Below are 21864 nucleotides of genomic sequence, written 5' to 3'. Positions count from 1 at the left end.
CGTCGCCGTCACCTGATGGCGGGCGCCACCCCCGTACCCCCGCTTCGCACCTACTCATCGCTCCCCGATCCCGAAGGGCCGCATCGTGTCCCTCACCGCCACCGCGAAGGCCGGGCCGAGCCGCCCGGCCGGAACCGGACCCGGGCCCGACGACGGTCGGGCAGCCGCTCTCCGGCGTACCTGGCGCAAGGCGTCCCCGTACGCCTACATCGCCCCCTTCTTCACCCTCTTCCTCGCCTTCGGCCTCTTCCCGCTCCTCTACACGGCGTTCGTCTCGCTCTACCGGGTCGAACTCCAGACGAGCGGCGAGATGGAGTGGCGGGGCATCGCCAACTACACGGCGCTCTTCACCGACGAATACTTCTGGATCTCACTGCGCAACACGTTCACCATCGGCGTGCTGTCGACGGTCCCGCAGCTGGCGATGGCGCTGGGCCTCGCGCACCTGCTCAACTACAAGCTGCGCGGCCGGACGTTCATCCGGACCGCGATCCTGCTCCCGTACGCGACCTCCGTCGCCGCCGCCACGCTCGTCTTCGCGCAGCTCTTCGGCCGGGACTTCGGGCTGATCAACTACGTGATCGGGCTGGTCGGTTTCGACCCGGTGGACTGGCAGACGGGCACGGTCGCCTCGCAGATCGCGGTGTCGACGATCGTGATCTGGCGGTGGACGGGGTACAACGCGCTGATCTACCTGGCGGGCATGCAGTCGATCCCGCACGAGCTGTACGAGGCGGCGGAGATGGACGGGGCGTCGCGCTGGCGGCAGTTCATCCACGTCACGCTCCCCGGGCTGCGCCCCACGATCATCTTCACGGTCATCATCTCGACCATCGGGGCGACCCAACTCTTCGGTGAGCCGCTGCTGTTCGAGGGTTCGATCTCGGGTGGCATCTCGCACCAGTACCAGACCCTGGGCCTGTACATGTACGAGCAGGGCTGGGGCTTCTTCCACCTGGGCCGGGCCGCGGCCATCGCCTGGGTGATGTTCGTCCTGATCGTGGTGCTCGTCGGGGTCAACGCCCTGATCGCGCGGCGCCGTTCACGCAAGGAGGCCGGCCGATGACCGCGCTCGCCGCACCGCCGACGGCCCCGGAGACGGGCCGCCCGCCGCAGGACCCGCCGGGCCGGCGCCTCCGTAAGGGGGGCGCGGGGCGGACGATGAAGGGCGGCTGGCTCTCGTACCTCATCCTCGGCTTCGCCCTGCTGATCTCGGCGTTCCCCTTCTACTGGACGATCGTCGCGGCCAGCCGGTCCAACGCGGACATGGCGCAGGTGCCGCCGAGCCTGCTGCCGGGCTCGAACCTGATCAAGAACTTCGACGCGGTGCTCGAAGAGGCGGACATCGGCAAGGCGCTGCTGAACTCGCTGATCGTGTCGTCGTCGATCACGCTCGGTACGGTCCTGTGCTGCACGCTGGCCGGATTCGCCTTCGCCAAGCTGAAGTTCAGGGGCCGGGGCGCGCTGCTGACGCTGACGATCGGGACGATGATGATCCCACCGCAGCTGGGCGTGATCCCGCTCTTCATGCTGATCGCCGAACTCCAGTGGGTGAACCAGCTCCAAGCGGTGATCCTGCCGGGCCTGGTCTCGGCGTTCGGCGTCTTCTTCATGCGCCAGTACCTGGTGCAGTCGCTGCCGGACGAACTGATCGAGGCGGCCCGCGTGGACGGCGCGTCCACGGCCCGCATCTTCTGGTCGATCGTGATCCCGATCGCACGGCCGGGGATGGCGGTGCTCGGGATGCTGACGTTCATGACGGCGTGGAACGACTTCTTCTGGCCGATCATCGCGCTCTCCTCGCAGGAGCCGACCGTGCAGGTCGCACTGCGGCAGCTGGGCGGCGGCTACGTCAACGACCAGTCGGTGATCATGGCCGGCACGCTGCTGGGCACACTGCCGGTGCTGCTGGTCTTCGGCCTGCTGGGCCGGCAGATCGTGGGCGGCATCATGCAGGGCGCGGTGAAGGGCTGACCCCCGTGCCTTGCTCCCTTTACTCACCCCCTCCTCCCCTCACCCCTGGAGTGTCCGTCTCATGACCGCTGTCGATGCCCGCCCGGCGACCTCCACAGGCGCCCGCCCCGAGACCGGTACGGTGCTCCGCTTCCCGGCCGGCTTCCGGTGGGGGACGGCCACCGCCGCGTACCAGATCGAGGGCGGGGCCACGGAGGACGGCCGTACGCCCTCCATCTGGGACACGTTCAGCCGTACCCCCGGCAAGGTGCGCAACGGCGACACCGGTGACATCGCCGCCGACCATCTGCACCGGATGCCGGAGGACGTGAAGCTGATGCGGGAACTCGGCGTCACGGACTACCGGTTCTCCGTCTCCTGGCCCCGCGTCCAGCCGACGGGCCGGGGCCCGGCGGTGGAACGCGGCCTGGACTTCTACCGCCGCCTGGCGGACGAGCTGCTGGGGGCGGGCATCAGACCGGTCGCGACGCTCTACCACTGGGACCTGCCGCAGGAGTTGGAGGACGCGGGCGGCTGGCCGGAGCGGGACACGGCGCACCGGTTCGCGGAGTACGCGGGGCTGGTGGCGGGGGCGCTGGGCGACCGGGTGTCGACGTGGACGACGCTCAACGAGCCCTGGTGCGGGGCGTTTCTGGGGTACGGGAACGGGGTCCACGCCCCCGGCCGCACCAGCGACCTCGCCGCACTGCGCGCCGCGCACCACTTCAACCTGGCGCACGGCGGAGCGACCCGGGTCCTGCGCGACCGCCTCCCGTCGACGGCCGAGATCTCCCTGACCCTGAACCTGCACGCCCTGCGCCCCCTGGCCGACACCGAGGCGGACCGGGACGCGGTGCGCAGGATCGACGCGGTGGCGAACCGGATCTTCCTGGACCCGGTCTTCCACGGGCGGCTGCCGCAGGACCTGGTGGCGGACACGGCGGCGGTGACGGACTGGTCGTTCGTGAAGGACGGCGACCTGGAGGTCACGTCGACCCCGATCGACTCGCTGGGCATCAACTACTACTCGCCGAGCGTGGTTTCGGCGGGCAGCTCCGACTCCCCCTCGCCGTGGGCGGGCGCCGAACAGCATGTGGCGTTCACCCCGGCGGAGGGCCCGCGCACGGCGATGGACTGGCCGGTGGACGCGAACGGCCTGTACGAACTCCTGACCCGCCTCCGCGACGAACTCCCGCACGTCCCGCTCCTGGTGACCGAGAACGGGGCGGCGTACGACGACTACGCGGACCCCGAGGGCCAGGTGCACGACCCGGAGAGGGTGGCGTACCTGGACGCGCACCTGAGCGCCGTACACCGGGCGATCGAGGACGGGGTCGACGTACGCGGCTACTTCCTGTGGTCGCTGCTGGACAACTTCGAGTGGGCGTACGGGTACAGCAAGCGCTTCGGCATCGTCCACGTGGACTTCGCCTCGCAGCGCCGCACGGTGAAGGACAGCGCGCGGTGGTACGCGGGGGTCGTGGCGCGGGGCGGGCTGGAGCGGGGGTGAGGCGGCGCTCGTCCCCCGGCCCTGGAAGGCCGGGGGACGAGCAGCGGTACGGGCATCAGCCGACGTGGGCCGGTACCTCGGCGAGCTGGTGCGAGGCGGCGGCGGGCCGGGGCCCACGGAGCATGGTCGCGGCGATGATCGCGGCGACCACCAGGGTGACGGCGGTGGCGAGGAAGACCGCGGAGTGGCCCTCGGTGAGGGCGGCGGCGCGGCCGTCACCACCGGCGGCGGAACGTTCGACGGCCCCCAGGTAGACCGTGGTGAACACCGACAGGCCGACGCAACCGCCGATCTGCATGGCGGAGTTGACGAGGGCCGAGGCCGCACCGGCGTCGTGGGGGTCGACGCCGACGAGGGCGACGTTCTGTACGGGGATGATGACGAAGGCGATCCCGATGCCGACGACGATCAGGCCCCCGAAGACCTCGGTCCAGTAGCTCCCGTCGGCGGTGACGAAGGTCAGCCACAGCATCCCGGCCGCGGCGATCAGCGGCCCCCCGGTCATCAGCACCCGCGGGCCCCGGGTGGGGAGCAGCCGGGCGGCCACGGGTGCGGTGGCCATGGTGGCGAAGGTCATCGCGAGGCTCGCGAGCCCGGCCAGGAGCGGGGAGAGGCCGAGCACGATCTGTAGGTGGAACATCAGGTAGAGGGTCATCCCGATGTAGACCGCGCCGATGGTCGCCTGGATGAGGAAGGCCCCGGCGCGGCCGCGGTCCCGCACGATCCGCAGCGGCAGCAGCGGCTGCGGGGCCCGGGCTTCGATCCGTACGAACACGGCGAGCAGCACCAGGCCGGCGGCGAGGAAGCCGATGGTGTCCGGCTCGGTCCACCCGGTCTCGGCGAGGGTGAACCCGTAGACGAGCGCGGCCAGGCCGAGGGTGACGGCCAGGGTGCCCCGGATGTCGTACCCGTTGCCGCCCTCGACCCGGCTCTCGGAGACGAACAGCAGCGCGCCGACCAGGCCGACGACGGCGAAGACGATGTTGACCAGGAGGCACCACCGCCAGTCGGCGAACTCGGTCAGGACGCCGCCCAGGGCCAGGCCCACGGCGGCACCGGTGCCGGCGACGGTACCGAAGACCGCGAACGCCGTTCCGCGCTCGCGCCCGGCCGGGAACGTGACCGTCAGCAGGGCGAGCGCCGCGGGCGCCAGCAGCGCCGCGAACACGCCTTGCAGACCGCGCGCCGCGATCAGTTCGGTGCCGCTCTGGGCCAGTCCGCCCCACACGGAGGCGAGACCGAAGCCGAGCATCCCGACCATGTAGCTGCGCTTGCGCCCCCAGTAGTCGGCGATGCGCCCGCCGAGCAGCAGCAGCGCGCCGAACGCCAGGACGTACGCGGTGATGACCCACTGCCGCTCGGTGTCGCTCAGCTCCAGTTCGAGCTGGGCCTGGGGCAGGGCCACGTTGACGATCGTCGCGTCGAGGACGACCACCAGCTGCGTCAGGGCGATCACGGCCAGCGCCCACCATCGACGGGGATCGGGTGCTGTGGGCTGGGCAGGCAGGAGGACAGACACGAAAGAAACCTCCGGGGTTCTGTGTCACGAGCGCCGGAGGTTTCCAGCCTCGGACCAGACACCGGATGCCGGGCCTGACCACCTCGGCCAAGGGGCCGAGCAGATCCACCCATCGTAACCACCGGTCTCGACCTGGTCCGCGCCACGGGGAGGGGTGATCCGCCTCACAACGGGCCCTCCCCGGGGGCGGTAGGCCTGAACCGCCGCCCCTCACTGCCTAGTTGTTGCGCGCCTGGAGAGCCTGGATGGCGGCGAGGAGGGCGCGGACCAGGATGTCCCTGCTGGCCTTGGCGGTCTCCACGACCCCGGTGTCCACCCCCTTGAGCGGGTCCTTCCGGGCCGCGCTGTCGATGGCCTTGGCGCCGATGGGGTTCGCGGGGAGGGGCAGGGGCAGCTTGGACAGGTTCTCCATGGTGAGTCCGGCGAAGACGAGTCCCTCCAGGGTCCTGGAGACGGCGGCATCCGTGATGCCGTACGCCCTCTCGACGCGCTTCGTCCACTCCTGGGGCCTGGCGTGGGTCTGGGCGAGCGCGAAGAGCTGCTGGATGGTGTCGTTGGTGACCGGCGCGCCCGTGGGATGCGACCCGACGTTCTGGCCGACGCGGCTCATGTCGGTGGAGATGGCGAACCGCGGGTCGAAGTCGCCCTTCACGCCGTCGTACCGGTTCTTGTAGAGCGAGTCCACGAGGTGCTGGCCCTCTTCCGCCCCGCTGCCGAAAGTGACGCCGGCTTCCAGGTCCTCGTAGTGCTCGTGCACCTTCACGAAGGTGCTGGGTTCGGGGTAGTAGACCAGGTTGGGTTCCACCTGGGCCATGGCCTTGCGGACGGCGAGGTCCACCTGGCTCGCGTGCCAGATCAGGATGCCGTTGTCGCCGGTCCTGCTGCCGACGGGCGAGGTGTAGCCGCCGCTGAACACGTCCAGCTCGCCTGATTCCAGGTGCTCGGCGGCGGCCGAGAACAGCGGTCCGGCTTCCGTGTCGAAGGAGGCGGTGTCGGAGTCGCTGGTGTGCAGATAGACGTGCTGCCTGCCGGCCCCGCGCAGCCCGGCGATCATGGCGGTGGTCTCCGGGGAGCGCATGATCCGGTCCCTGATCTCGCCGTACGGGATGGTCCGCTGGTTCGTCTCCTGGGCGTCGGTGGCGTGGTTGGCCCAGGTGAACCCGATGACCGCGACCCGGAACCGGTTCGCGCCCCAGGTACCGAGGAAGGCGGTGGTCTTCTGGGTCAGCAGGGTCTGCGCGGCGGTCGCCTCCTGCTGGTTCCGGACCCGGATGTTGACGCCGATGACCAACGCGAAGCGGTCGGCCGGCGCCGTACCTCCGGCGAAGCCCTCCTCGTACTTCTGCGCCACGTCCATGAGGTTCAGGCCCTGGCTGAGGACGACGGGGACGAGGGCGACCGTCCCGACGCCCTCGGGCTCGGCACCGGCCACGGCCTGCCCGAAGGTGCCGGTGGTGCCGCCGCCGTTCAGACCGTTGAGCTCGGCGGCCCGCTGCACGGCCGCGACGCCCGGAGCCGGTGCGGACGGCCGTGCCCGCCGGACCGGTGCGGCCGCCTCGGGTACGGCGCTCCGCATCACCCGGGTCGCGTTGGCCTCGGCCTCGCGCTCGAAGCGGTCGGAGGGGTCGGAGACCTTGAGGCCGGCCCCGTTGACGGTCCCCGCGACGGGCCCGGAACGCTGCTGGATGACGTGGGTCAGCTCATGGGCCAGGGTGTGCTTGTCCGCCCCGCCGTCGCCGATGACGACGTGGCTGCCGCTGGTGTAGGCGCGGGCCCCGACCTCGGCGGCGGATGCCTTGGCCGCCGCGTCGTTGTGGATGCGTACGTCGGAGAAGTCGGCCCCCAGCCGGGCCTCCATGTCGCCGCGGGTGGCGTCGTCGAGAGGCCGCCCGGGGGTGCGCAGCACGGCGTGCACGGCGGACCGCTGCACGACACCGCCCCCGCTCCCGTGCCCGCACCCCGCACCGTGCCGATGCCCCTCCTGGTCCACGGCCTGCTCGGAATCGCGCAGCATCTGGACGACGGCCGCGTTGCCGACGGTGGCCTGCACCTCCATGAGCCCGTACGGCGGCGGCGCCCCGCCCTCCACCGCAGGCGCGCGGGAGGGGGTACGGGCGGTGGGTTCGGCCCGTACGGTTCGGTCGTTCTGCTGGGCGTGCACAGCGGGCCTTCCCTGCGTAGAGGTAGCGATCCTTCCTGCATACGCGGTGATCGTTCGCGGGGCCAGGAACCTGAGGGCAGAGAGGGGTGGCCGGACGGGCAGTACGGGGATGGCCCGAGGCGCCCGGAGCCGGCCGGGCAGCTCCCCGCCAGTTCCGGAACCCTGGCGAGTCGGCCGGTGGGGGGCGCTCGCGACGATCAGGCGTTCACCGGCGAGAAGAGCGCCTGGACGGTCTCGGTGGCCAGGTCGCGCAGCCAGACGTGGGCGCGGTCGTCGTCGTAACGCTGATGCCAGAGCAGGTACAACGGCACCTCCGGCAACGGAAGGGGCGGCGCCAGCGCGGTCAGGCCGAGGCGGTCCCGGGCGGCGCGGGTGACCGCGTCGGGGAGGGTCACCACCAGGTCGGATTCGAGGGCGAGTTGGAGCGCGTAGGCGGCTGTGGGCCCGGCGGCGACGACGCGCCGTTCGAGGCCGTACGAGGTCAGGGCGTCGTCGATCGGGTCGCGCAGGCTGCCGCGCCGCGAGACGGTCAAGTGCTCGGCGGCCGCGTAGCGTTCGAGGCTCGCCGGGTCCTCGGTGAGCGGGTGGCCCGGGCGGACGGCGACGACCAGCCGGTCGCTGCCGACGAGGCGGTGGCGGATGTCGGGGGACGCCGGAACGCCGGAACTGGATTCGAGGTCCACCTCGCCCCGCCGCAACTCGGGCCCGTCCGCGCCGGGTTCGGCGGACAGCCGCAGCCGTACGCCGGGGGCCTGACGGTGGACGGCGGTGGTCAGGGCCGTACCGCAGGCGGCGGTCAGGGCGTCGTGCCACCGCACGGTGAACACCCGGTCCAGAGCCGCCAGGTCGAGTTCCTGCTCTGCGGACAGGAGTTGATGGGCCTGCTGTACGAGGGCGTGGACCTGGGCGCGCATGGCCAGGGCACGAGGGGTGGGGGTCATGCTGCGGCCGGTGCGGACCAGGATCTGGTCGCCGGTGACCTTGCGGATGCGCCCCAGGGAGCGGCTCATCGCCGGTGAGGTGACGTGGAGGCGAGCAGCGGCACCGGCGACACTGCCCTCTTCCAGCAGGGCGTCCAGGGCTGTCAGCAGGTTCAGATCCAGTTGCATGGCAGTAACTCTACAAGTGACAAGCATGCACTTGTTGTTAATGGCCGGGCGGCCTAACGTCGAAGTGCGGGGCGGGACGGACCGCCCGCATCGACAGAATCCAAGGAGCCCTTCATGACCACACCCATGCCTTTCGCCGCCGGTACGACGCTCCTGACCGACGTGACCGCGGCGGTGAAGGCCGCCGGTGTCACGCTGCGCGACCGCTACACCCCGCACGCCCGAGGCGTGAGCCTGGACGAGGTCGTCGCGGAGATCCACGCCAACGACGACGCGGTACTGGCGGTCCTGCGCGAACCGCTGCTGCGGGCCCGGCCGGGTTCGCAGTGGGCCGAGGACGAGCTGGCCGGCGGCGCGCTGCCGCCCGGGGAGTGGTGGGTCGTCGACCCCGCCGAGGGCAACATCAACCATGTCCACGGCATGGACGATTGGGCCGTCACCGCCACCCTGGTCAGCGACAACCGGCCGGTCCTCACCGTCGTCCACCTGCCGCTGACCGGCGACACCTACACGGCCGTCGCCGACGGCGGCGCCCACCTCAACGGCCGGCCCCTGAAGGTGTCCGCCAAGACCGAGCTGGGTGCCGCGCTCGTCGGCACGGGCCAGGCGAGGCCCGGCGAGAGCGAGCGGACCTTCCGGCGGATCGGCGACTCCGTCACGGCCATGCTGATCAACGGCCTGGTCGTACGTGTGTCCGTCCCCGCCACCTTGCAGCTCATCCACGTCGCGGCCGGGCGCATGGACGCGTTCTGGCAGTTCTCCGACGTCCGCTCCGGCCTGGTGGCGGGCGCCCTGCTGGTCGCCGAGGCCGGGGGAACGGTCACCGACCTGGCGGGCGAGCCCTGGCACACGGGCAGCCGCGACTTCCTCGCCTCGGCCCCCGGCATCCACGCTGCCACGGCAAAGCTCCTGTCCCCGATCGCCTGAGCCCTTCTCCCCCTCCACCCCTCACCACCGCAAGGAGCGTCACCTCATGACCACCATCGGCATCCTGGGCGCGGGCCGCGTCGGTTCCAACCTGGCCGACAAGCTCGCCGCCGCCGGACACCAAGTCACCCTCGGCGTCCGGTCCTTGGAGGACACCACCGCCAGCACGGCCGGGGCCGCGCCGCGGATCACCGTCGCGGACCAGCGCACCACGGCCCGCACGGCGGACATCGTGATCAACGCGACGCCCGGCGACACTTCCCTGGACCGCCTCACCGCACTGCGCACCGAGCTGTCCGGAAAGATCCTCATCGACATCTCCAACGCCACCCGCGACGCGGAGGACGGCCTGCCCGGCGACCTGTGCTACCCGGGCAGCAGCCTCGCCGAGAAGCTCCAGGCCGCGCTCCCCGACACCCATGTGGTCAAGACGCTCAACACCATGCTGTTCATGGTCATGACGGCACCCGAAACCCTGGCGACCCCGCCGACCGTCTACCTCTCGGGCAACGACGGCCCCGCGAAGAAGACCGTCACCGACCTGCTCGCCGACCTGGGCTGGCAGCGCGGCTGGATGGAAGACCTGGGCGACATCAGCACAGCCCGCGCCACCGAGGCCATGATCCTGGTGGTCCCCCACATCATGCGCCGACACGGCTTCCAGCCCTTCGCGGTCTCCCTCGCACGCTGAGCCCACGGCCGGGCCGAGAGCGGTGAGCGCCGCGCCGGGGCATCAGCGGGCGTTTGCCGGTGGAGCAGGGAGCCCGCCGTACTTGTATGAAAGGACTACACGGACCGTCAGTTCGCGAAGCTGACGGGCGGTGGTAGTGATGTCGTACCGGCGCGCGTTGTTAAGAGCTGCCTCGGTCAGCGCTTCGCGCCGACGGAAGTCGCGACCCATCTCATCCAGGGCCAGGGCCAGCGAGCGGGGGTTGCCGGGCGCGTAGGGAAGACCGCTGCTACCCAGGATTTCCCTCACACCGGGAAGATCGGAGTAGGCAACCGGAAGTCCGTGGGCCTGGGCCTCGATGAGGACGAGTCCGAAAGCCTCCACACCTCTGGTGGTGAAGACAAAAGCGTCGAAGTTCGGTAGGCGGCACCACAGTTCGGCACGAGGCAGGGATGGATGAAACTGAACTCGGCCCCGCAATCCGAGGGCGATGGCCCGCCGTTCCAGTCGTTCTCGCAGAGGTCCGCTGCCGATCACGGTCAAGCGGTGCGGCCGATCGGTCAAAGCCAGGGCTTCGACAGCAGTGATCGTGGACTTGTTGTCATCCAGACGGCCTGCGTGCACCAGGGACAGGCCCCCGGTGGCAGTAGACGATTGATTGCGAACCCGAATATCGCTCAAGCGGATTCCCCACGGGATGACGGTGAGCCGATCGGCGAATCGACGTCCGGTGAGACGGTCGACGCGATCGGCGAGGGCCGCGGTCGGGGTGACGATCGCGGCGCTTGCGGCCGCAACTTGATTCACGATCTCGCGTTCCGATGCGCTGCGCTCGGCCACCATCACTTCGGGGCCATGGGCGATGGCGATGATCGGAATGTTGCCGGCGGTTCGGGTAAAGGCCAGGCTGAGAGCGAACCCGAGGTACTGGGCATGGATGACGTTCGGCTGGATCTTCTCGATGAGCGCACCGACCTCGTGCGTCAGCTCGTCAACGTACCGGTCGAAGCCGGGGCCTTGAGGGCGCTTCGTTGTGGAGAGAGTGATCAGATGATCGAACGTGGCCTTCCAGTCCTGATCGACCGGTGCTCTGCCGAGAAAGGTCGTGCGGGTGTCAGGCATCGCACCGTAGAGGTCGTTGACAAGGATCATGCTCCCGGACGAAGGCACGGAGATGCGGTTGATGCCGGTCAGGATCTTCAGGCGTTTGGCAGCCATGTGGAGACTCCGTTCGTCGATAGCCGCTGAGTGGCAATCCGGACTTCCAGAGCCGACTCCACCCGTGAGCCGTAGGTGGCGTGCCGCGCCTCGCGCTGACGAGAAGGGGCCCACCACGACGCCAGGTGCGGCGTGAAGGTGGCCGCGATTTCCTCGGCCGGATGCAAGTGGCCCTTGCTGTCCTGCTCCGCTGCCCATACCCGGACGGCCGATCTGGGGTAGAGGGGATTTATCCCTATCTCCCCCTTGGGGAGGATTCCATTGAAGGGGGTTGGTATTCCTTCGCTGTTCCAGTAGTCCCATGCCTCAAGAGCCTTGGCTTTCTCAAAGCAGTGATAGAGCTGCTGATAGCGGGGCATGTACCGGATTTGGCGAAAGACCATCTGGCCGATCAGTCCGGGCGCGAATTTCCGGAGCGTGTTGAGATCGGCACCCTGGAAGGAGACTGACGCCGCGTCCTGGGACGGGTGCAGCGCGGCCCGGGCGAACAGGTGGGAAAGTCGTCGCCGAACATATTCGGCCACTCCCGGGCCGAGACCCGGTTCGATCCTTTCGGTGAGCTGGATGAGCCTGCCGTAACGGGGCGCGAAGCGGGACAAGTCGAATAACCGGTCCATGCCATCCACGGCGGCGAATGCGAGTCGCTTGTAGAGCCAGTTGTTCAGCTCTCCCGCCTGGGCGCATACCTTGGTCTCCGGAGCGGTGGAGTGGAGCATTAGGTATTCGGACAGAACCTCGAAGTACAGATAGCCGAGGAACGGTACGTGGGCCACCGCGTCCGACGCCTGGTCGATGAACGCGGATGCCGGAGTGGCATGCCCGGTGGCGTTACGCAGAGCGATGTCGAGAAACACCGCTGCGGCTCGCAGCCCGCCCACCAGCGCATGATTGAGCTGGTCGTTCTCGGCCGGGGTGAGGAAGCTCCGGTAGCGCTCGTAGGTACGAAGGTGGATGGCACCGAGATGCAGGTAGTCAACGCCCTTGGGCGGCATCGGAGCGTCCGGGGTCACCTCGAAGACCAGGGGCGTGGTGGAAGGCTTGGTCCGCATCAGGTAGGTGCCGAGATTGTGAGGGCGCAACCCTCCGCGCCGGCTGACAAGAGGCGTGCAGTACAGGGCCCCGACCAGGCATCCGGTGGAGACGTGCAACTCCCCGCTGGCACGGATGGCGTCGATGCCCCTGGTGGTGTGCAGCAGGTACATCGACTTTCCGCTGACGAGCGCTTCAGTCATGGCGTTGTGCCGTATCAACCAGCCGTTGGCGGTTGAGCATTCCAGGTAGTGGCGCCAGTCATTCTCACTATCGACCAGCGAGGCAGGAATTTGACGCCGCGCAGGTGTGGTGTAGTCCGTATGGGCGTGTTCCCATTCGTTGCGCAAGACAACTCCCAGGACGCAGGATTGGCGGCGAGGCCGGGAGGGAGACTAAAGCGTCTCGACGTTCGGCCCGGAAAGGCGATTTCGACAGTCGAGAACATACGTGGCGCAATTCTCAATCATCAGGGGGTCGAATTGCGGGTGATCCATGAGAAGGACTACCGCATCAGCGGCGGCTACCTCCTCCGGGGTCGCATCGACCCGGAGGAGGTTCAGATCGGTGTGGCCGCCGTCCGGGATATTGGGTTCGGCTCCATGGACCTCGGCGCCGAGGTCCATGAGAAGTTCGGCGACACGCGCCGAAGGAGAATTGCGAAGGTCGGTGGCGTTGTGCTTGTACGTCAGACCGAGCAGCAGAATCCGAGATCCACAGGCGGGCATGCCGCGCTTGCCGAGTGCTTCTACGAGACGCCGGACGACGTAGTCGGGCATGTGCCGGTTGACGTCGGCGGCCAGCTCTGCGAACCGGAACGGGACGCCAAGCTCCTGCTGGGTCTTCCATGAGAGGAACATCGGGTCAACGGGAAGGCAGTGCCCGCCGACTCCTGGCCCCGGGGTGAAGCGCGTGAAGCCAAAGGGCTTCGTCGCGGCGGCGTCGATCGCCTCCCAGATGTTCACGCCGAGGGCAGAGGCCAGCATCGCCATCTCGTTGACCATGGAGATGTTGACGAACCGGAAGGTGTTCTCGATCAGCTTGGCCAGCTCGGCAACCTTCGTCCCGGACACGGGGACCGTGGTCCGGAAGATGCCGTCATAGAAAGTCTTGATCACATCGAGAGACTTGGCGTCGATTCCGGACACCACCTTCGGCGTCCCGTCGAACGACCATCGCTTGTTTCCGATCCGCTCGGGACTGAATCCGGCCATGAAGTCCACCCCGCCCTTGAGGCCGGACACCTCTTCCAGGATCGGCAGCAGCAGCTCCTCGGTGGTGCCGGGGTAGCTCGTGGACTCAAGGATCACCGTCGCACCGGGACGAATGTGCTCGCCCAGCGTCCAGGCGCATGACTCGATGTAGGTCAGGTCGGGCACGCCGTCCCGCAGCGGGGTGGGCACGGTGATCACCGCGATGTCGAAGCCGGCCAGCGCGGCAGCGTCGGCGGTCGCGGAGTAGGCCCCGGAGTCCAGCACTGCGCGCAGCCGCGAGGAGTCCACATCCCTCATGTAGGACTGGCCGGCAGCGAGCTGCTGGACGCGGTGCGGGTCCACGTCGTAGCCGACGACACGGTGGCCCACCTCTGCGGCGCGTACGGCCAGGGGGAGCCCCACATAGCCCTGACCAGCGACGACTATCTCCATAGCAGCTCCTACTCGGTTGCGGTGTTTGAATGGACCGTTGTTCCTGACCTGGCAAGGAGAAGCGCTGTGCCCTTGGTGTCTGTCGTGATGCCCGTGTACAACTCGGCAGCCACCCTCGGCGCGGCCGTCCGGTCGGTGCTGACGCAGACCCACGGCGACCTGGAGCTGCTGGTCACCGACGACCAGTCCTCCGATGCCTCCATGGACCTGCTCCGCGAGTTCGCCGAGCGGGACGAGCGCGTCCTGCCTCGGTCGGCACCCGAACGGGGCGGTGCAGGCCGGGCCCGCAACCTCGCGATCGAGAGAGCCCGAGGGGATTACATCGCCTTTCTCGACAGCGACGACATGTGGCTGCCGGAGAAGACCGAGAAGCAGCTCGCCTTCGCCGCGGAGTCCACTGCGCCTTTGACGTTCACCTCGTACTTCAAGATGGACGCCGGCTACGACGGCGAGAGCACCGACTGGGTCCCGAACGGGCGGGTGATCCGCGCGCGGGCACACGTGGACTACCGCGCGATGCTGGTCCAGGACCACATCGGTGCTCTCACCGCCATGTACGACCGCAATGTCCTGGGCACGAGGCTGATGCCGGAGATGCGCAAGCGCCAGGACTACGCGCTGTGGCTGAGCATCATGCGGGACGGCGCGGACGCTCGGGGCCTGGCTGAGCCGCTTGCGGTGTACAGGGCCCACCAGCCGGGATCGCTGTCCTCGAACAAGCTGTCGCTCGTTCCGTACAACTGGAACCTGTATCGCGAGCACGAGCATCTGTCGGTCGCACGGTCGACGCGGGCGCTGGCCGGCGCTGTGTGGCAGTCGCTGCGCAACTCGCGTATCTAGGCCAAGGTGGGACACGGTGAGTCATCGGTGCCGACGGCCGACTGAGCGGCCGAGCCGTCTCCGGCGCTCGCGTGCAGGAACAACTGGAGCAGCAACCGACGGTCGGCGGCCGGGACGGTCTCCTGGCCATGGTGGAGCGCTTTCCGACCGTGTAGGAAGCGGCGCTGGTTCACCATGAGGTAGTCCCCGGGTCGGAGCATGAAGGAGACCTGGCCCCGGACGAGTTCCTCTGCAAGTTCCCTGGCGGCGTCGGCGTTCGCTCGGCCGAGCTGAGACCGCTCCAGCATCTTGGCGGTGAACCGGACGAACCCCCTGCCTGGATCGGAGCCGTCCAGGATCGGGAACGGCCTGTACTCCTCTCCCACGCCGAACAGGTCGAAGAAGGTCCCGTAGTGGTAGGCCGGCTCGGCCAGCAGCGCACGGCTGTCCTCCGAAAGCCGCGCCACCGCGGCGTGGGCGTCGGAGAGGATGCTCGGACCGCCACCGAGCGGGTCGGGGCGAACGCACAGGAGTGTGGTGAAGTCCGGTGGCAGGGTTCCGTTCACCAGGTCCATGTGGAACGCGTTGTACCCAGTACCGCTGGACTTGCCGGGATCCTTGTCGACCTTGACTCCGATGTCCTTCCAAAGGGGCCACCGGGGGAAAGGCGAGAAGGGAACGGCCACCTCGGCCGCGAAGCCCGTCGCCAGCCGCAGGAACCGGTTGTCGTCGGTCCCCAGCGCCTTGGCGAGGTTTCCCAGGCGCAGCACGGCGTATCCCCCGCCCTCTCCGGTCAGGGCGTGGCGCAGCGTCGCGACGGTCTCCACGAACTGCGGGGTGGCCGTCAGCTCGGTCCGATACCGCTCCGCGGAGGACTCCGCCAGGAAGGGGCCGTCCAACTTCCATATCGGGAGGGAAAGGTCGATCAGAGCGGCTTCGAGTTCGTTCGGAACGTCGATGAACACGTGAAGCTTCCTTTCCTCGTACGAATCGCCGGGCTGCGCCCGGGTTCGGGGGCAGCAGAGTTGCGGCGGTCACGCTCACGCTCCACGCTTTGGAAGAACGAGCGCGCAGTGGGCGGTGTGGCCGTCCTCGCTGACTCCCCACTTGTCGGCCAGCGCCTCCACGATGCTCAGTCCGCGACCGCTCTCCGAGCTCTCGTCCGCGGTTCGGAGCACCGGGCGTACGGAAGAGCTGTCCTCCACCTGAATAGTCAGGTGCGTTCCGTCGGCAGACCAGGTGACGGTGATGTCCTCTCCGCCACCATGCTGGAAGGCGTTCGTGACCAGCTCGGTGAGGACGAGCGCGGCTGCGTCGATGCATGGCTGCAAGTCCCACAGCTTGAGCAGGGCACAGTTCATGCGCCGCAGTTGTCCGGGGCGGCGTCGGTCGGCCGACACCATCGACCGTCCGGCGGGTGTCGACCGCACGACGCTGACTTCGCACCGGCGCACCATGGGCGCACTCCTCACTGCGGTGTCGTGAACTTGCGGACCTTGACGGGCGAGCACTGTGATGGTCATGAGGTCATTACTCCGACGTGGGGTATCCGGGCCGGCACGGGGTTGCCGTGCGGCCCGCGTGGGCCGGCACGGGGCTTGTGTCAGGAGCCCGACGGGGCGCACGGCTGAGCCACGGGCTCCCTCACCTGAACGTCCAGCGCCAGGTTCAGCTCGTCCACGAGGTCGATGGCGTCGTCCACTTCCAGGCGGAGGTACGCCGGACCCTGCGCGCCGCCGTTGAAGGTGATCATCAGTGGCAGGTCAAAGTACGTGTCCTGCCTCTGTACGTCGATGACGCGCATGACCGGACGGGCGGGAATGCGCTCGGCCCGCCAGCTGCACTCGGGGGCGTACTTCGGCAGTGCGCTCATGGCTCTCACCTTCCGTGAAGACTTCGGATCTTTCTGTCACGAGCATCGGCGTTGCTGGCTACGCTCGGAAGGGGGTCTCTGTAGCCCTATCCCCCCAGGACACAGGGGAGTTGGAATGCCCAAACGCGCATCCGATTCGGGTGGGGAGGCGTCCGCCCGCAAGATGCTGCACGAGACGGTGAAGCGGTTGCGGGACCGGTCCGGGATGACGCTGGAGGAGCTGTACGAGGAGACGACGTACGACCGGTCGTACCTGCACAAGCTGGAGACCGGAGCGCGCCTGGGCTCACTGGAGGTCATGGCGGCACTCGACAAGGTCTACGGCACGGGCGAGCAGTTGCAGCAGCTCTGGGAGCTGGCCCGGGACGACGCCTTCGGCAGCCGGTACCAGCGGTTCATGAGGCTGGAGCGGGAAGCGACGGTGCGGTACGAGTACGCGTGCAGCGCCATCCCGGGGCTGCTCCAGACGAAGGCGTACGCGGCGGAGGTGTTGCAGCACTCCCCACCTCGGGATGCGGCGGAGCTGCAAGAGGATGTCGACGCCCGCATGAGCCGTCAGTCCGTCCTCGAAGGCCAGGACGCTCCGTACTTCCGGGCGTTGCTCGACGAAGCGGTGTTCCACCGCGCGGCTTCGCAGCCCGCCGTATGGCTGGAACAGCTGGAGGCCCTGCTGGAGTGGCAGAGCCGCCCGAACGTCACGCTTCAGTTGCTGCCCTTCTCGGCAGGGCTGCACGATCTGATGGGTGGTTCACTGACGGTCCTGTGGCTGGCCAACGGTAAGGCCGTGGCCTACCTGGAGGGCAGCAAGTCCGGTGAACTGGTTGAGGACTCAGGACGCGTCGAGGAGCTGCGGTTGTCCTACGATTTACAGCGAGACAAGGCGCTCTCTCCGGAGAAAACAACCGAGTTTATCCAGCAGCTGGTCAAGGAGATCCGAACATGCCTTCCCGCCGAGCCGACCTGACTTCCGCGACGTGGCGGAAGTCCTCGTACAGCAACTCCGACGGCGGTAACTGCGTCGAGGTGTCCGACGACTTTCCGGGTGTCGTCCCCGTACGCGACTCGAAGCAGCCGGAGGGACCGGCGGTCGTCTTCGGATCCTCCGCCTGGTCGGCGTTCGTCAGCGACGTGCGCTGAGACCTGGGGCCCGTGCGGGCCTCGGGGAGACCCGAGTTCGATGGGCCCCAGCACCGGTCTTGTCCCCGAGGCAGCGAAGTTCTCCATCTGTCCCAGCGCGTGCGCGCTGGATTCAGAGTGTTGTCCGCCCGGGCGCACCGGTCGGTGACGTAGGGCGGGTCAGCGCCCAGGAAGCCCAGGTCCCTGCTCCGTCGAGGCGGAGCACGATCGTGCGGAGGGTGCCGTCGTTGACGATGTACGTCGCGGTCGTGTCGCCGCAGCGGATCTCCGGGTGCGCCTCGCTCGTGCCGTCGGTCAGGATCCTCGCCACGCGAAGTCGGCCGGCACCGTAGCAACGTAAGGCCAAGGTGTCGGCGTTCCCCGGGTAGTCGATGCGGGCGGCAGCATCTTCCTGGAGAAGGCTCGAACGCAGCACGCTCCCCCTGGAGGCGATGTCGGCGAGGAACATCGCGTGCAGTTCCTCGCGAACGGCCTTGGTGACCGCGGCCTCAGTGGCCGTGGCGGCGCTCGGCGTGTTCCCGTTCCAGGTGGCCAGGGTGAACACGCCGACAGCGGCGGCGAAGAGGGCCACGGTGACGAGGGCGGCCGACTGGCCCGGCCGGGGAACGCGATGCCGATCGAAGGTGGGCGAGGCGCGCCAGGTCGGAGGCGCGTTCCAGTGCTCACTCCGGCGTCGTACGGCAGTCATGGGGCTGTGCTCCGTTCCGGCGTTGAGAGGTGACGGCCTGCGCCGAGCCCCGTCCGCCGGGTTGCGGAGAGGTCAGCTGTAGGCGCTGATGGCTTTCGCGATGATGGGAACTGCCGCACCGCTGACAGCGGCGAGTTCGCTCAGGCGCTGGAAGTCGGCCAGGTACCGGCTGACCTCGTTCTGCTGTTTCAGGGTGAGGAAGGCGGAGGGGATCTCGGCCTGGACCGTTTCGTCGTCATAGATCCAGAAATCCTGAGCCTTGTGGGCGGGGCCTCTGTCGGCGTCCCGCGGGATGATGCCGAGGCTGACACTGGAGTAGTCCGCGACCTGGATCAGCCGAGTGAGCTGATTGAGCATCACCGAGGGTTCGGCGTAGCGGGTATAGAGGACATCCTCTTCAAGGACGACCCGGAACTGCTTGGTCCTCAGGTACTTCTGCTTGGCCGTACGGGTGGCGACGGCGTCCTCGAAGCCGCTGTCACTCAGACCCCGGCGGACACGGATACCGGCGAGGACGGCTCGGGTGTAGTCCTCCGTCTGCAACGGGCCCGGGACGTAACTGATGGCGTACGCCTTGAATCTCTTGGTCTCCTCCCACAGCGGGATGACGTGTTCCTGGGCCTTGGCCAGCCCCCTGCGTTCCATGTCGCGCCATTCCAGGTACATGGACGCGATGTTGTTGGCAGCGGTGATCAGCTCAGGTGCGGCTTCCGGGTGCCGGCATGCCAGGGTCCAGGCGGTGATGTCGGCCGCGCTGGCGGCAGCGCGGCCGTTCTCGATACGGCTGACCTTGGACGGGTGCCAGCCACCACAGATGTCGGCCAAGGCACGACCGGTGAGACCCTCGCTCTTGCGCATCGCGCTGAGTTTGGCGCCGAGGTCGCGGCGGGCGCGTTGAACACTTTCGGAGTGAGCCATGCGCGACAGTGTGCCGTGCGGCAACCAGCCCGAACCAACCGGCCGGATCAGGCTATTTGACGGGCAATCAGCTAGATTTCATGGCTTCGTCCACCCGTTCGGATGCTCAGTCTTGCGGCGCTCCTCCGGCGGCCGGGAACAGCCTCAGAAGGCGCGAGGGGAACTCCACTATCGTCTCGTGCTCGGGAATCACGAGGTCGGACAGCCGGGTTGCCGAATCCGCCACGCGCCACCCCTGAAGCAGGTAGTTGCGCGACTCATCGTCGTAATACAAGGTGGGTGAGCCGTTGTTCGGGCTCTCCGGGTCCTTGCACAGGAGATGCAGGGCCACAAAGTCCTCCGTGGGCCGAGGGGTTGTGCTGACTCGTAGAGGGTGATCGACAGCGGAGCGTGAGCGGAAGGATGTTGCGCGAAATTGCGCTTGATCAACTTCCTTGCGGGTGAATTATGCGCAAAATTGCAGAGTGTGATCTTCGCCGCATCTCGGGCGGTATCCGTCCCGCTGATGACGGTTCGGCCTCCGCCACTCACCCACCAGGGGCGGCCGCTTGCTACTCTTCCCGGCCATGCGAGCCCTCTTCCCAGGATCTTTCGACCCGGTCACTCAAGGGCACCAGGACATACTCCGCCGCGCCGCCGCGCTGTTCGACGAGGTCGTCGTGTGCGTGATGTTCAACGCGAACAAGACCGGCCGCTTTCCCGTCCCGGAACGGCTGGACCGGCTCCGGGCGGCAGCGGCCGGCCTGAGCAACGTCACGGTCGACTCCCACACCGGCGGCCTGTTGGTCGACTACTGCGGCCGGGCCGGGATCGACGCCGTCATCCGCGGAGTCCGGGGCGTTCCCGACCTGGACTACGAAATGCCGATGGCCCGGATGAACCACGAACTGGCCGGAGTCGAAACGGTCTTCATCGCCGCAGACCCCGGCCTGGCCCATATCTCCTCCACCCTCGTCACGGCGACGGATCGGCTGGGCCGCGCCCCGGGCGGTGAGGCGGACCGGCCGTTCGTAGCGGCGGGTGGGTGCGGCGAGGCCGTCACCCCGCCCACCGCCCCGTAAGAAACGCCAGCGCCACCAGTGCGCTCAGCGGGGCCGCCACGCACAGGTAGGCCGTCCTGAACCACGGGCGGCGCAGGCTCAGGGCCGCCAGGCCGATCCACAGCGGCCACCACAGCAGCGTGGCGCGGGGGATGGACGTGTACCAGTACGACGTTCCCAGCGCCCACAGGCTCAGCGCGACGTACACCGCCTCCGGCCAGCGGCGGTGCCGTACCAGCAGCGCGACCAGGGCCAGGCCCACCACCATCGCCACCAACTCCGCCTGGAACATGGCCGCGTAGCCGGTCGCGTGTACGCCGTCGAACGCCGCGTTCCACGTGTTCGCCCACGCCTCCCAGGGGGTGTGGAACTCCCGGTACCAGCCCCGCTCCTGTGCGTGCTTCCACGCCATCCAGTCGCCCGTGCGGGCGTGCAGATACCAGCTGTACGCCAGCGGCGGCAGCGCGGGCAGTGCCAGCCAGGGCGCCCCGCGCCAGCCCTTGCCCGACCAGGCCGAGAGCGCGAACAGCACCGCCAGTGCCGCCGCCAGGAACAGGCCGCTGACCCGCACCGTCGTCGCCAGAGCCGTCAGCGTGCACGCCCACGCCCAGTGGTGGCGCTGGGCCGCCAGCCAGGCCGGGAGCGCGAACGCCAGGAACAGCGCCTCCGTGTAGCCGGCCGCCAGGAAGACCGCGCACGGGGAGAGCAGGAAGAACAGGGCCGTACGTCGGCCGTCGGCGTCCTCGGGGACGTACGAGCGGGCTATGCGGGACAGGGCCAGTACGGCCACGGCTCCCGCGACCAGCGAGATCAGCAGGCCCGCCGCCGTCCAGCTCGGGACGACGACGTGCACGGCCCTCAGGAGCAGCGGGAATCCGGGGAAGAACGCCTCCCTGTTGTCCCAACCCTCCACCCACGGGCCTGCGTCGGCCGGGAAGTAGCCGTCGCGCGCTATGTGCAGGTAGTGGTTCGCGTCCCACTGCTGGAACGGCGCGAGAACCGGGCCCGCCTCCCGTGTGTCCGAGCCCCGGGGGAACAGCCACCGGGCGCCGTGGGCCGTGATCCACAGGGATATGCGGGTGAGGAGGTAGAGCCGGAGCACCCTGCGGTCGGCCGGGGTCAGCCAGGCGAGCGCCCGGTGGAACCCTGCCCCGGCCGCCCGGCGCTCGTGCGTCTCCGGCCGGGGCTCAGAGGCCCCGGGGCGGGGCGGAGCAGGCCGCAGCCCGGGGGACAACGTAGACATTCAGGCACCTTTCGGGCACTTCCAGGCGTGCCGGATCGCCCGGGGGAGCCGCCGGGGCACGGGAGGGAGAGGGACGGGAGAAGGGGGCTTAGCCGGTCGGAAGCGGAAGCAGCCGCAGGCCCGCAGTCAGGCGTCAGGCGTCAGCCGTCACAGCACCGACCGTCAGCCGTCGACCGTCACGGCTTCGACCGTCACGGCGTCGACGTCGCCCCCATCGTCGGTGCGGTCGTCGATGTCGATGTCGATGGGGGCGAAGCCGCCTCCGTCGTCGGCATGCCCTCCGGAGGGAACGACCTCGTCGCCGAACCCGGCACCGTATTACTGGGCGTCGGCGGCTCCGTAGGGGTCCCGGCCGGTGGTGGCGGGGCCGGGGACGGGTAGCTCGGCGACGGGCTCGTCGCCGG

22 protein-coding genes are annotated in these 21864 nt (G+C 68.8%); 9 read left to right on the top strand and 13 right to left on the bottom strand.

The genetic code is table 11. The features are described from left to right. Positions 1-85 precede the first annotated feature (85 nt). The 3 genes from GTY67_RS19365 (at position 86) to GTY67_RS19355 (ending at position 3463) form a co-directional block, all read left to right on the top strand. Positions 86-1066: a sugar ABC transporter permease gene (locus tag GTY67_RS19365; RefSeq protein WP_093694040.1), complete on the top strand. Its 981-nt coding sequence runs from the start codon at positions 86-88 to the stop codon at positions 1064-1066. Next, positions 1063-1974, top strand: a complete 912-nt coding sequence (locus tag GTY67_RS19360) for a carbohydrate ABC transporter permease (RefSeq protein WP_093694039.1) — start codon at positions 1063-1065, stop codon at positions 1972-1974. The genes GTY67_RS19365 and GTY67_RS19360 overlap by 4 nt, the downstream gene beginning before the upstream one ends. 61 nt (positions 1975-2035) lie before the next feature. After that, a complete protein-coding gene (locus GTY67_RS19355; RefSeq protein ID WP_161279486.1) occupies positions 2036-3463 on the top strand; it encodes a GH1 family beta-glucosidase in 1428 nt (475 codons plus the stop codon). A 55-nt stretch (positions 3464-3518) separates the two neighbouring features. Here the strand turns inward: GTY67_RS19355 and GTY67_RS19350 are convergent, their stop codons facing one another. The 3 genes from GTY67_RS19350 to GTY67_RS19340 form a co-directional block, all read right to left on the bottom strand. After that, on the bottom strand, positions 3519-4919 hold the full coding sequence (locus tag GTY67_RS19350; protein ID WP_161279485.1) for an MFS transporter: 1401 nt from the start codon (positions 4917-4919) through the stop codon (positions 3519-3521). A gap of 280 nt (positions 4920-5199) precedes the next feature. Next, positions 5200-7143, bottom strand: a complete 1944-nt coding sequence (locus GTY67_RS35555) for a DUF4157 domain-containing protein (RefSeq protein ID WP_343238710.1) — start codon at positions 7141-7143, stop codon at positions 5200-5202. 197 nt (positions 7144-7340) lie between these two features. After that, on the bottom strand, positions 7341-8252 hold the full coding sequence (locus GTY67_RS19340; RefSeq protein ID WP_161279484.1) for a LysR family transcriptional regulator: 912 nt from the start codon (positions 8250-8252) through the stop codon (positions 7341-7343). 114 nt (positions 8253-8366) lie between these two features. Between GTY67_RS19340 and GTY67_RS19335 the strand changes: the two genes are divergently transcribed. Together GTY67_RS19335 and GTY67_RS19330 are read left to right on the top strand one after the other, a co-directional pair. Next, on the top strand, positions 8367-9179 hold the full coding sequence (locus GTY67_RS19335) for an inositol monophosphatase (RefSeq protein WP_161279483.1): 813 nt from the start codon (positions 8367-8369) through the stop codon (positions 9177-9179). A 46-nt stretch (positions 9180-9225) separates the two neighbouring features. Next, positions 9226-9870, top strand: coding sequence for an NAD(P)-binding domain-containing protein (locus GTY67_RS19330; RefSeq protein WP_161279482.1), 645 nt, complete (start codon positions 9226-9228; stop codon positions 9868-9870). A gap of 42 nt (positions 9871-9912) precedes the next feature. On the opposite strand, the gene GTY67_RS19325 is transcribed toward GTY67_RS19330, so the two are convergent. The 3 genes from GTY67_RS19325 to GTY67_RS19315 are packed head-to-tail and all read right to left on the bottom strand — an operon-like array spanning position 9913 to position 13742. Further along, the gene (locus tag GTY67_RS19325) at positions 9913-11067 is read right to left on the bottom strand and encodes a glycosyltransferase family 4 protein (RefSeq protein ID WP_161279481.1); all 1155 of its coding nucleotides are present in this window, start codon (positions 11065-11067) and stop codon (positions 9913-9915) included. Then, positions 11049-12446: a hypothetical protein gene (locus GTY67_RS19320; RefSeq protein WP_161279480.1), complete on the bottom strand. Its 1398-nt coding sequence runs from the start codon at positions 12444-12446 to the stop codon at positions 11049-11051. Before GTY67_RS19320 ends, GTY67_RS19325 begins: the two co-directional genes overlap by 19 nt. A 45-nt stretch (positions 12447-12491) precedes the next feature. Next, on the bottom strand, positions 12492-13742 hold the full coding sequence (locus tag GTY67_RS19315) for a nucleotide sugar dehydrogenase (protein WP_093694033.1): 1251 nt from the start codon (positions 13740-13742) through the stop codon (positions 12492-12494). Positions 13743-13808: 66 nt separating this feature from the next. Here GTY67_RS19315 and GTY67_RS19310 point away from each other — a divergent pair, with 66 nt between their 5' ends. Beyond that, the gene (locus GTY67_RS19310) at positions 13809-14582 is read left to right on the top strand and encodes a glycosyltransferase family A protein (RefSeq protein WP_093694032.1); all 774 of its coding nucleotides are present in this window, start codon (positions 13809-13811) and stop codon (positions 14580-14582) included. Here GTY67_RS19310 and GTY67_RS19305 read toward each other — a convergent pair. The 3 genes from GTY67_RS19305 to GTY67_RS19295 form a co-directional block, all read right to left on the bottom strand. After that, positions 14579-15526 (bottom strand): TauD/TfdA family dioxygenase, encoded by a 948-nt coding sequence (locus tag GTY67_RS19305; RefSeq protein ID WP_161279479.1) that lies wholly within the window; start codon positions 15524-15526, stop codon positions 14579-14581. The genes GTY67_RS19310 and GTY67_RS19305 overlap by 4 nt on opposite strands. A gap of 75 nt (positions 15527-15601) precedes the next feature. Further along, complete coding sequence (locus GTY67_RS19300) at positions 15602-16084, bottom strand: ATP-binding protein (RefSeq protein ID WP_161279478.1); 483 nt, start codon at positions 16082-16084, stop codon at positions 15602-15604. An 80-nt stretch (positions 16085-16164) separates the two neighbouring features. Next, entirely contained in the window at positions 16165-16434 is a 270-nt protein-coding gene (locus tag GTY67_RS19295; protein ID WP_093694029.1) for a hypothetical protein, read from the bottom strand. Between the two features lie 115 nt (positions 16435-16549). Between GTY67_RS19295 and GTY67_RS19290 the strand changes: the two genes are divergently transcribed. Together GTY67_RS19290 and GTY67_RS19285 are read left to right on the top strand one after the other, a co-directional pair. Beyond that, positions 16550-17398, top strand: coding sequence for a helix-turn-helix transcriptional regulator (locus GTY67_RS19290; protein ID WP_237502656.1), 849 nt, complete (start codon positions 16550-16552; stop codon positions 17396-17398). Beyond that, the gene (locus tag GTY67_RS19285; protein ID WP_161279477.1) at positions 17374-17571 is read left to right on the top strand and encodes a DUF397 domain-containing protein; all 198 of its coding nucleotides are present in this window, start codon (positions 17374-17376) and stop codon (positions 17569-17571) included. Before GTY67_RS19290 ends, GTY67_RS19285 begins: the two co-directional genes overlap by 25 nt. A 112-nt stretch (positions 17572-17683) precedes the next feature. On the opposite strand, the gene GTY67_RS19280 is transcribed toward GTY67_RS19285, so the two are convergent. The 3 genes from GTY67_RS19280 to GTY67_RS19270 form a co-directional block, all read right to left on the bottom strand. After that, positions 17684-18259 (bottom strand): hypothetical protein, encoded by a 576-nt coding sequence (locus tag GTY67_RS19280; protein ID WP_161279476.1) that lies wholly within the window; start codon positions 18257-18259, stop codon positions 17684-17686. 72 nt (positions 18260-18331) lie between these two features. After that, complete coding sequence (locus tag GTY67_RS19275; protein WP_093694026.1) at positions 18332-19177, bottom strand: helix-turn-helix transcriptional regulator; 846 nt, start codon at positions 19175-19177, stop codon at positions 18332-18334. A gap of 106 nt (positions 19178-19283) precedes the next feature. After that, positions 19284-19508, bottom strand: a complete 225-nt coding sequence (locus GTY67_RS19270; protein WP_161279475.1) for a hypothetical protein — start codon at positions 19506-19508, stop codon at positions 19284-19286. A gap of 235 nt (positions 19509-19743) precedes the next feature. Between GTY67_RS19270 and coaD the strand changes: the two genes are divergently transcribed. Then, on the top strand, positions 19744-20238 hold the full coding sequence (gene coaD, locus GTY67_RS19265) for a pantetheine-phosphate adenylyltransferase (RefSeq protein WP_161279474.1): 495 nt from the start codon (positions 19744-19746) through the stop codon (positions 20236-20238). On the opposite strand, the gene GTY67_RS19260 is transcribed toward coaD, so the two are convergent. Further along, positions 20216-21460: a mannosyltransferase family protein gene (locus GTY67_RS19260; RefSeq protein ID WP_202461497.1), complete on the bottom strand. Its 1245-nt coding sequence runs from the start codon at positions 21458-21460 to the stop codon at positions 20216-20218. The genes coaD and GTY67_RS19260 overlap by 23 nt on opposite strands. Positions 21461-21864 lie beyond the last annotated feature (404 nt).

Source organism: Streptomyces sp. SID8374 (assembly GCF_009865135.1).
Lineage (GTDB): Bacteria > Actinomycetota > Actinomycetes > Streptomycetales > Streptomycetaceae > Streptomyces.
This window is presented reverse-complemented; position numbering and strand designations above follow the sequence as displayed.

Bases quoted from the DNA above. Each gene is read 5' to 3' on its own strand.
- GTY67_RS19360 (WP_093694039.1), top strand. From the start codon at position 1,063: ATGACCGCGCTCGCCGCACCGCCGACGGCCCCGGAGACGGGCCGCCCG.
- GTY67_RS19355 (WP_161279486.1), top strand. From the start codon at position 2,036: ATGACCGCTGTCGATGCCCGCCCGGCGACCTCCACAGGCGCCCGCCCC.
- GTY67_RS19340 (WP_161279484.1), bottom strand. From the start codon at position 8,252: ATGCAACTGGATCTGAACCTGCTGACAGCCCTGGACGCCCTGCTGGAA.
- GTY67_RS19335 (WP_161279483.1), top strand. From the start codon at position 8,367: ATGACCACACCCATGCCTTTCGCCGCCGGTACGACGCTCCTGACCGAC.
- GTY67_RS19330 (WP_161279482.1), top strand. From the start codon at position 9,226: ATGACCACCATCGGCATCCTGGGCGCGGGCCGCGTCGGTTCCAACCTG.
- GTY67_RS19325 (WP_161279481.1), bottom strand. From the start codon at position 11,067: ATGGCTGCCAAACGCCTGAAGATCCTGACCGGCATCAACCGCATCTCC.
- GTY67_RS19315 (WP_093694033.1), bottom strand. From the start codon at position 13,742: ATGGAGATAGTCGTCGCTGGTCAGGGCTATGTGGGGCTCCCCCTGGCC.
- GTY67_RS19300 (WP_161279478.1), bottom strand. From the start codon at position 16,084: ATGACCATCACAGTGCTCGCCCGTCAAGGTCCGCAAGTTCACGACACC.
- GTY67_RS19295 (WP_093694029.1), bottom strand. From the start codon at position 16,434: ATGAGCGCACTGCCGAAGTACGCCCCCGAGTGCAGCTGGCGGGCCGAG.
- GTY67_RS19290 (WP_237502656.1), top strand. From the start codon at position 16,550: ATGCCCAAACGCGCATCCGATTCGGGTGGGGAGGCGTCCGCCCGCAAG.
- GTY67_RS19285 (WP_161279477.1), top strand. From the start codon at position 17,374: ATGCCTTCCCGCCGAGCCGACCTGACTTCCGCGACGTGGCGGAAGTCC.
- GTY67_RS19280 (WP_161279476.1), bottom strand. From the start codon at position 18,259: ATGACTGCCGTACGACGCCGGAGTGAGCACTGGAACGCGCCTCCGACC.
- GTY67_RS19275 (WP_093694026.1), bottom strand. From the start codon at position 19,177: ATGGCTCACTCCGAAAGTGTTCAACGCGCCCGCCGCGACCTCGGCGCC.
- coaD (WP_161279474.1), top strand. From the start codon at position 19,744: ATGCGAGCCCTCTTCCCAGGATCTTTCGACCCGGTCACTCAAGGGCAC.
- GTY67_RS19260 (WP_202461497.1), bottom strand. From the start codon at position 21,460: ATGTCTACGTTGTCCCCCGGGCTGCGGCCTGCTCCGCCCCGCCCCGGG.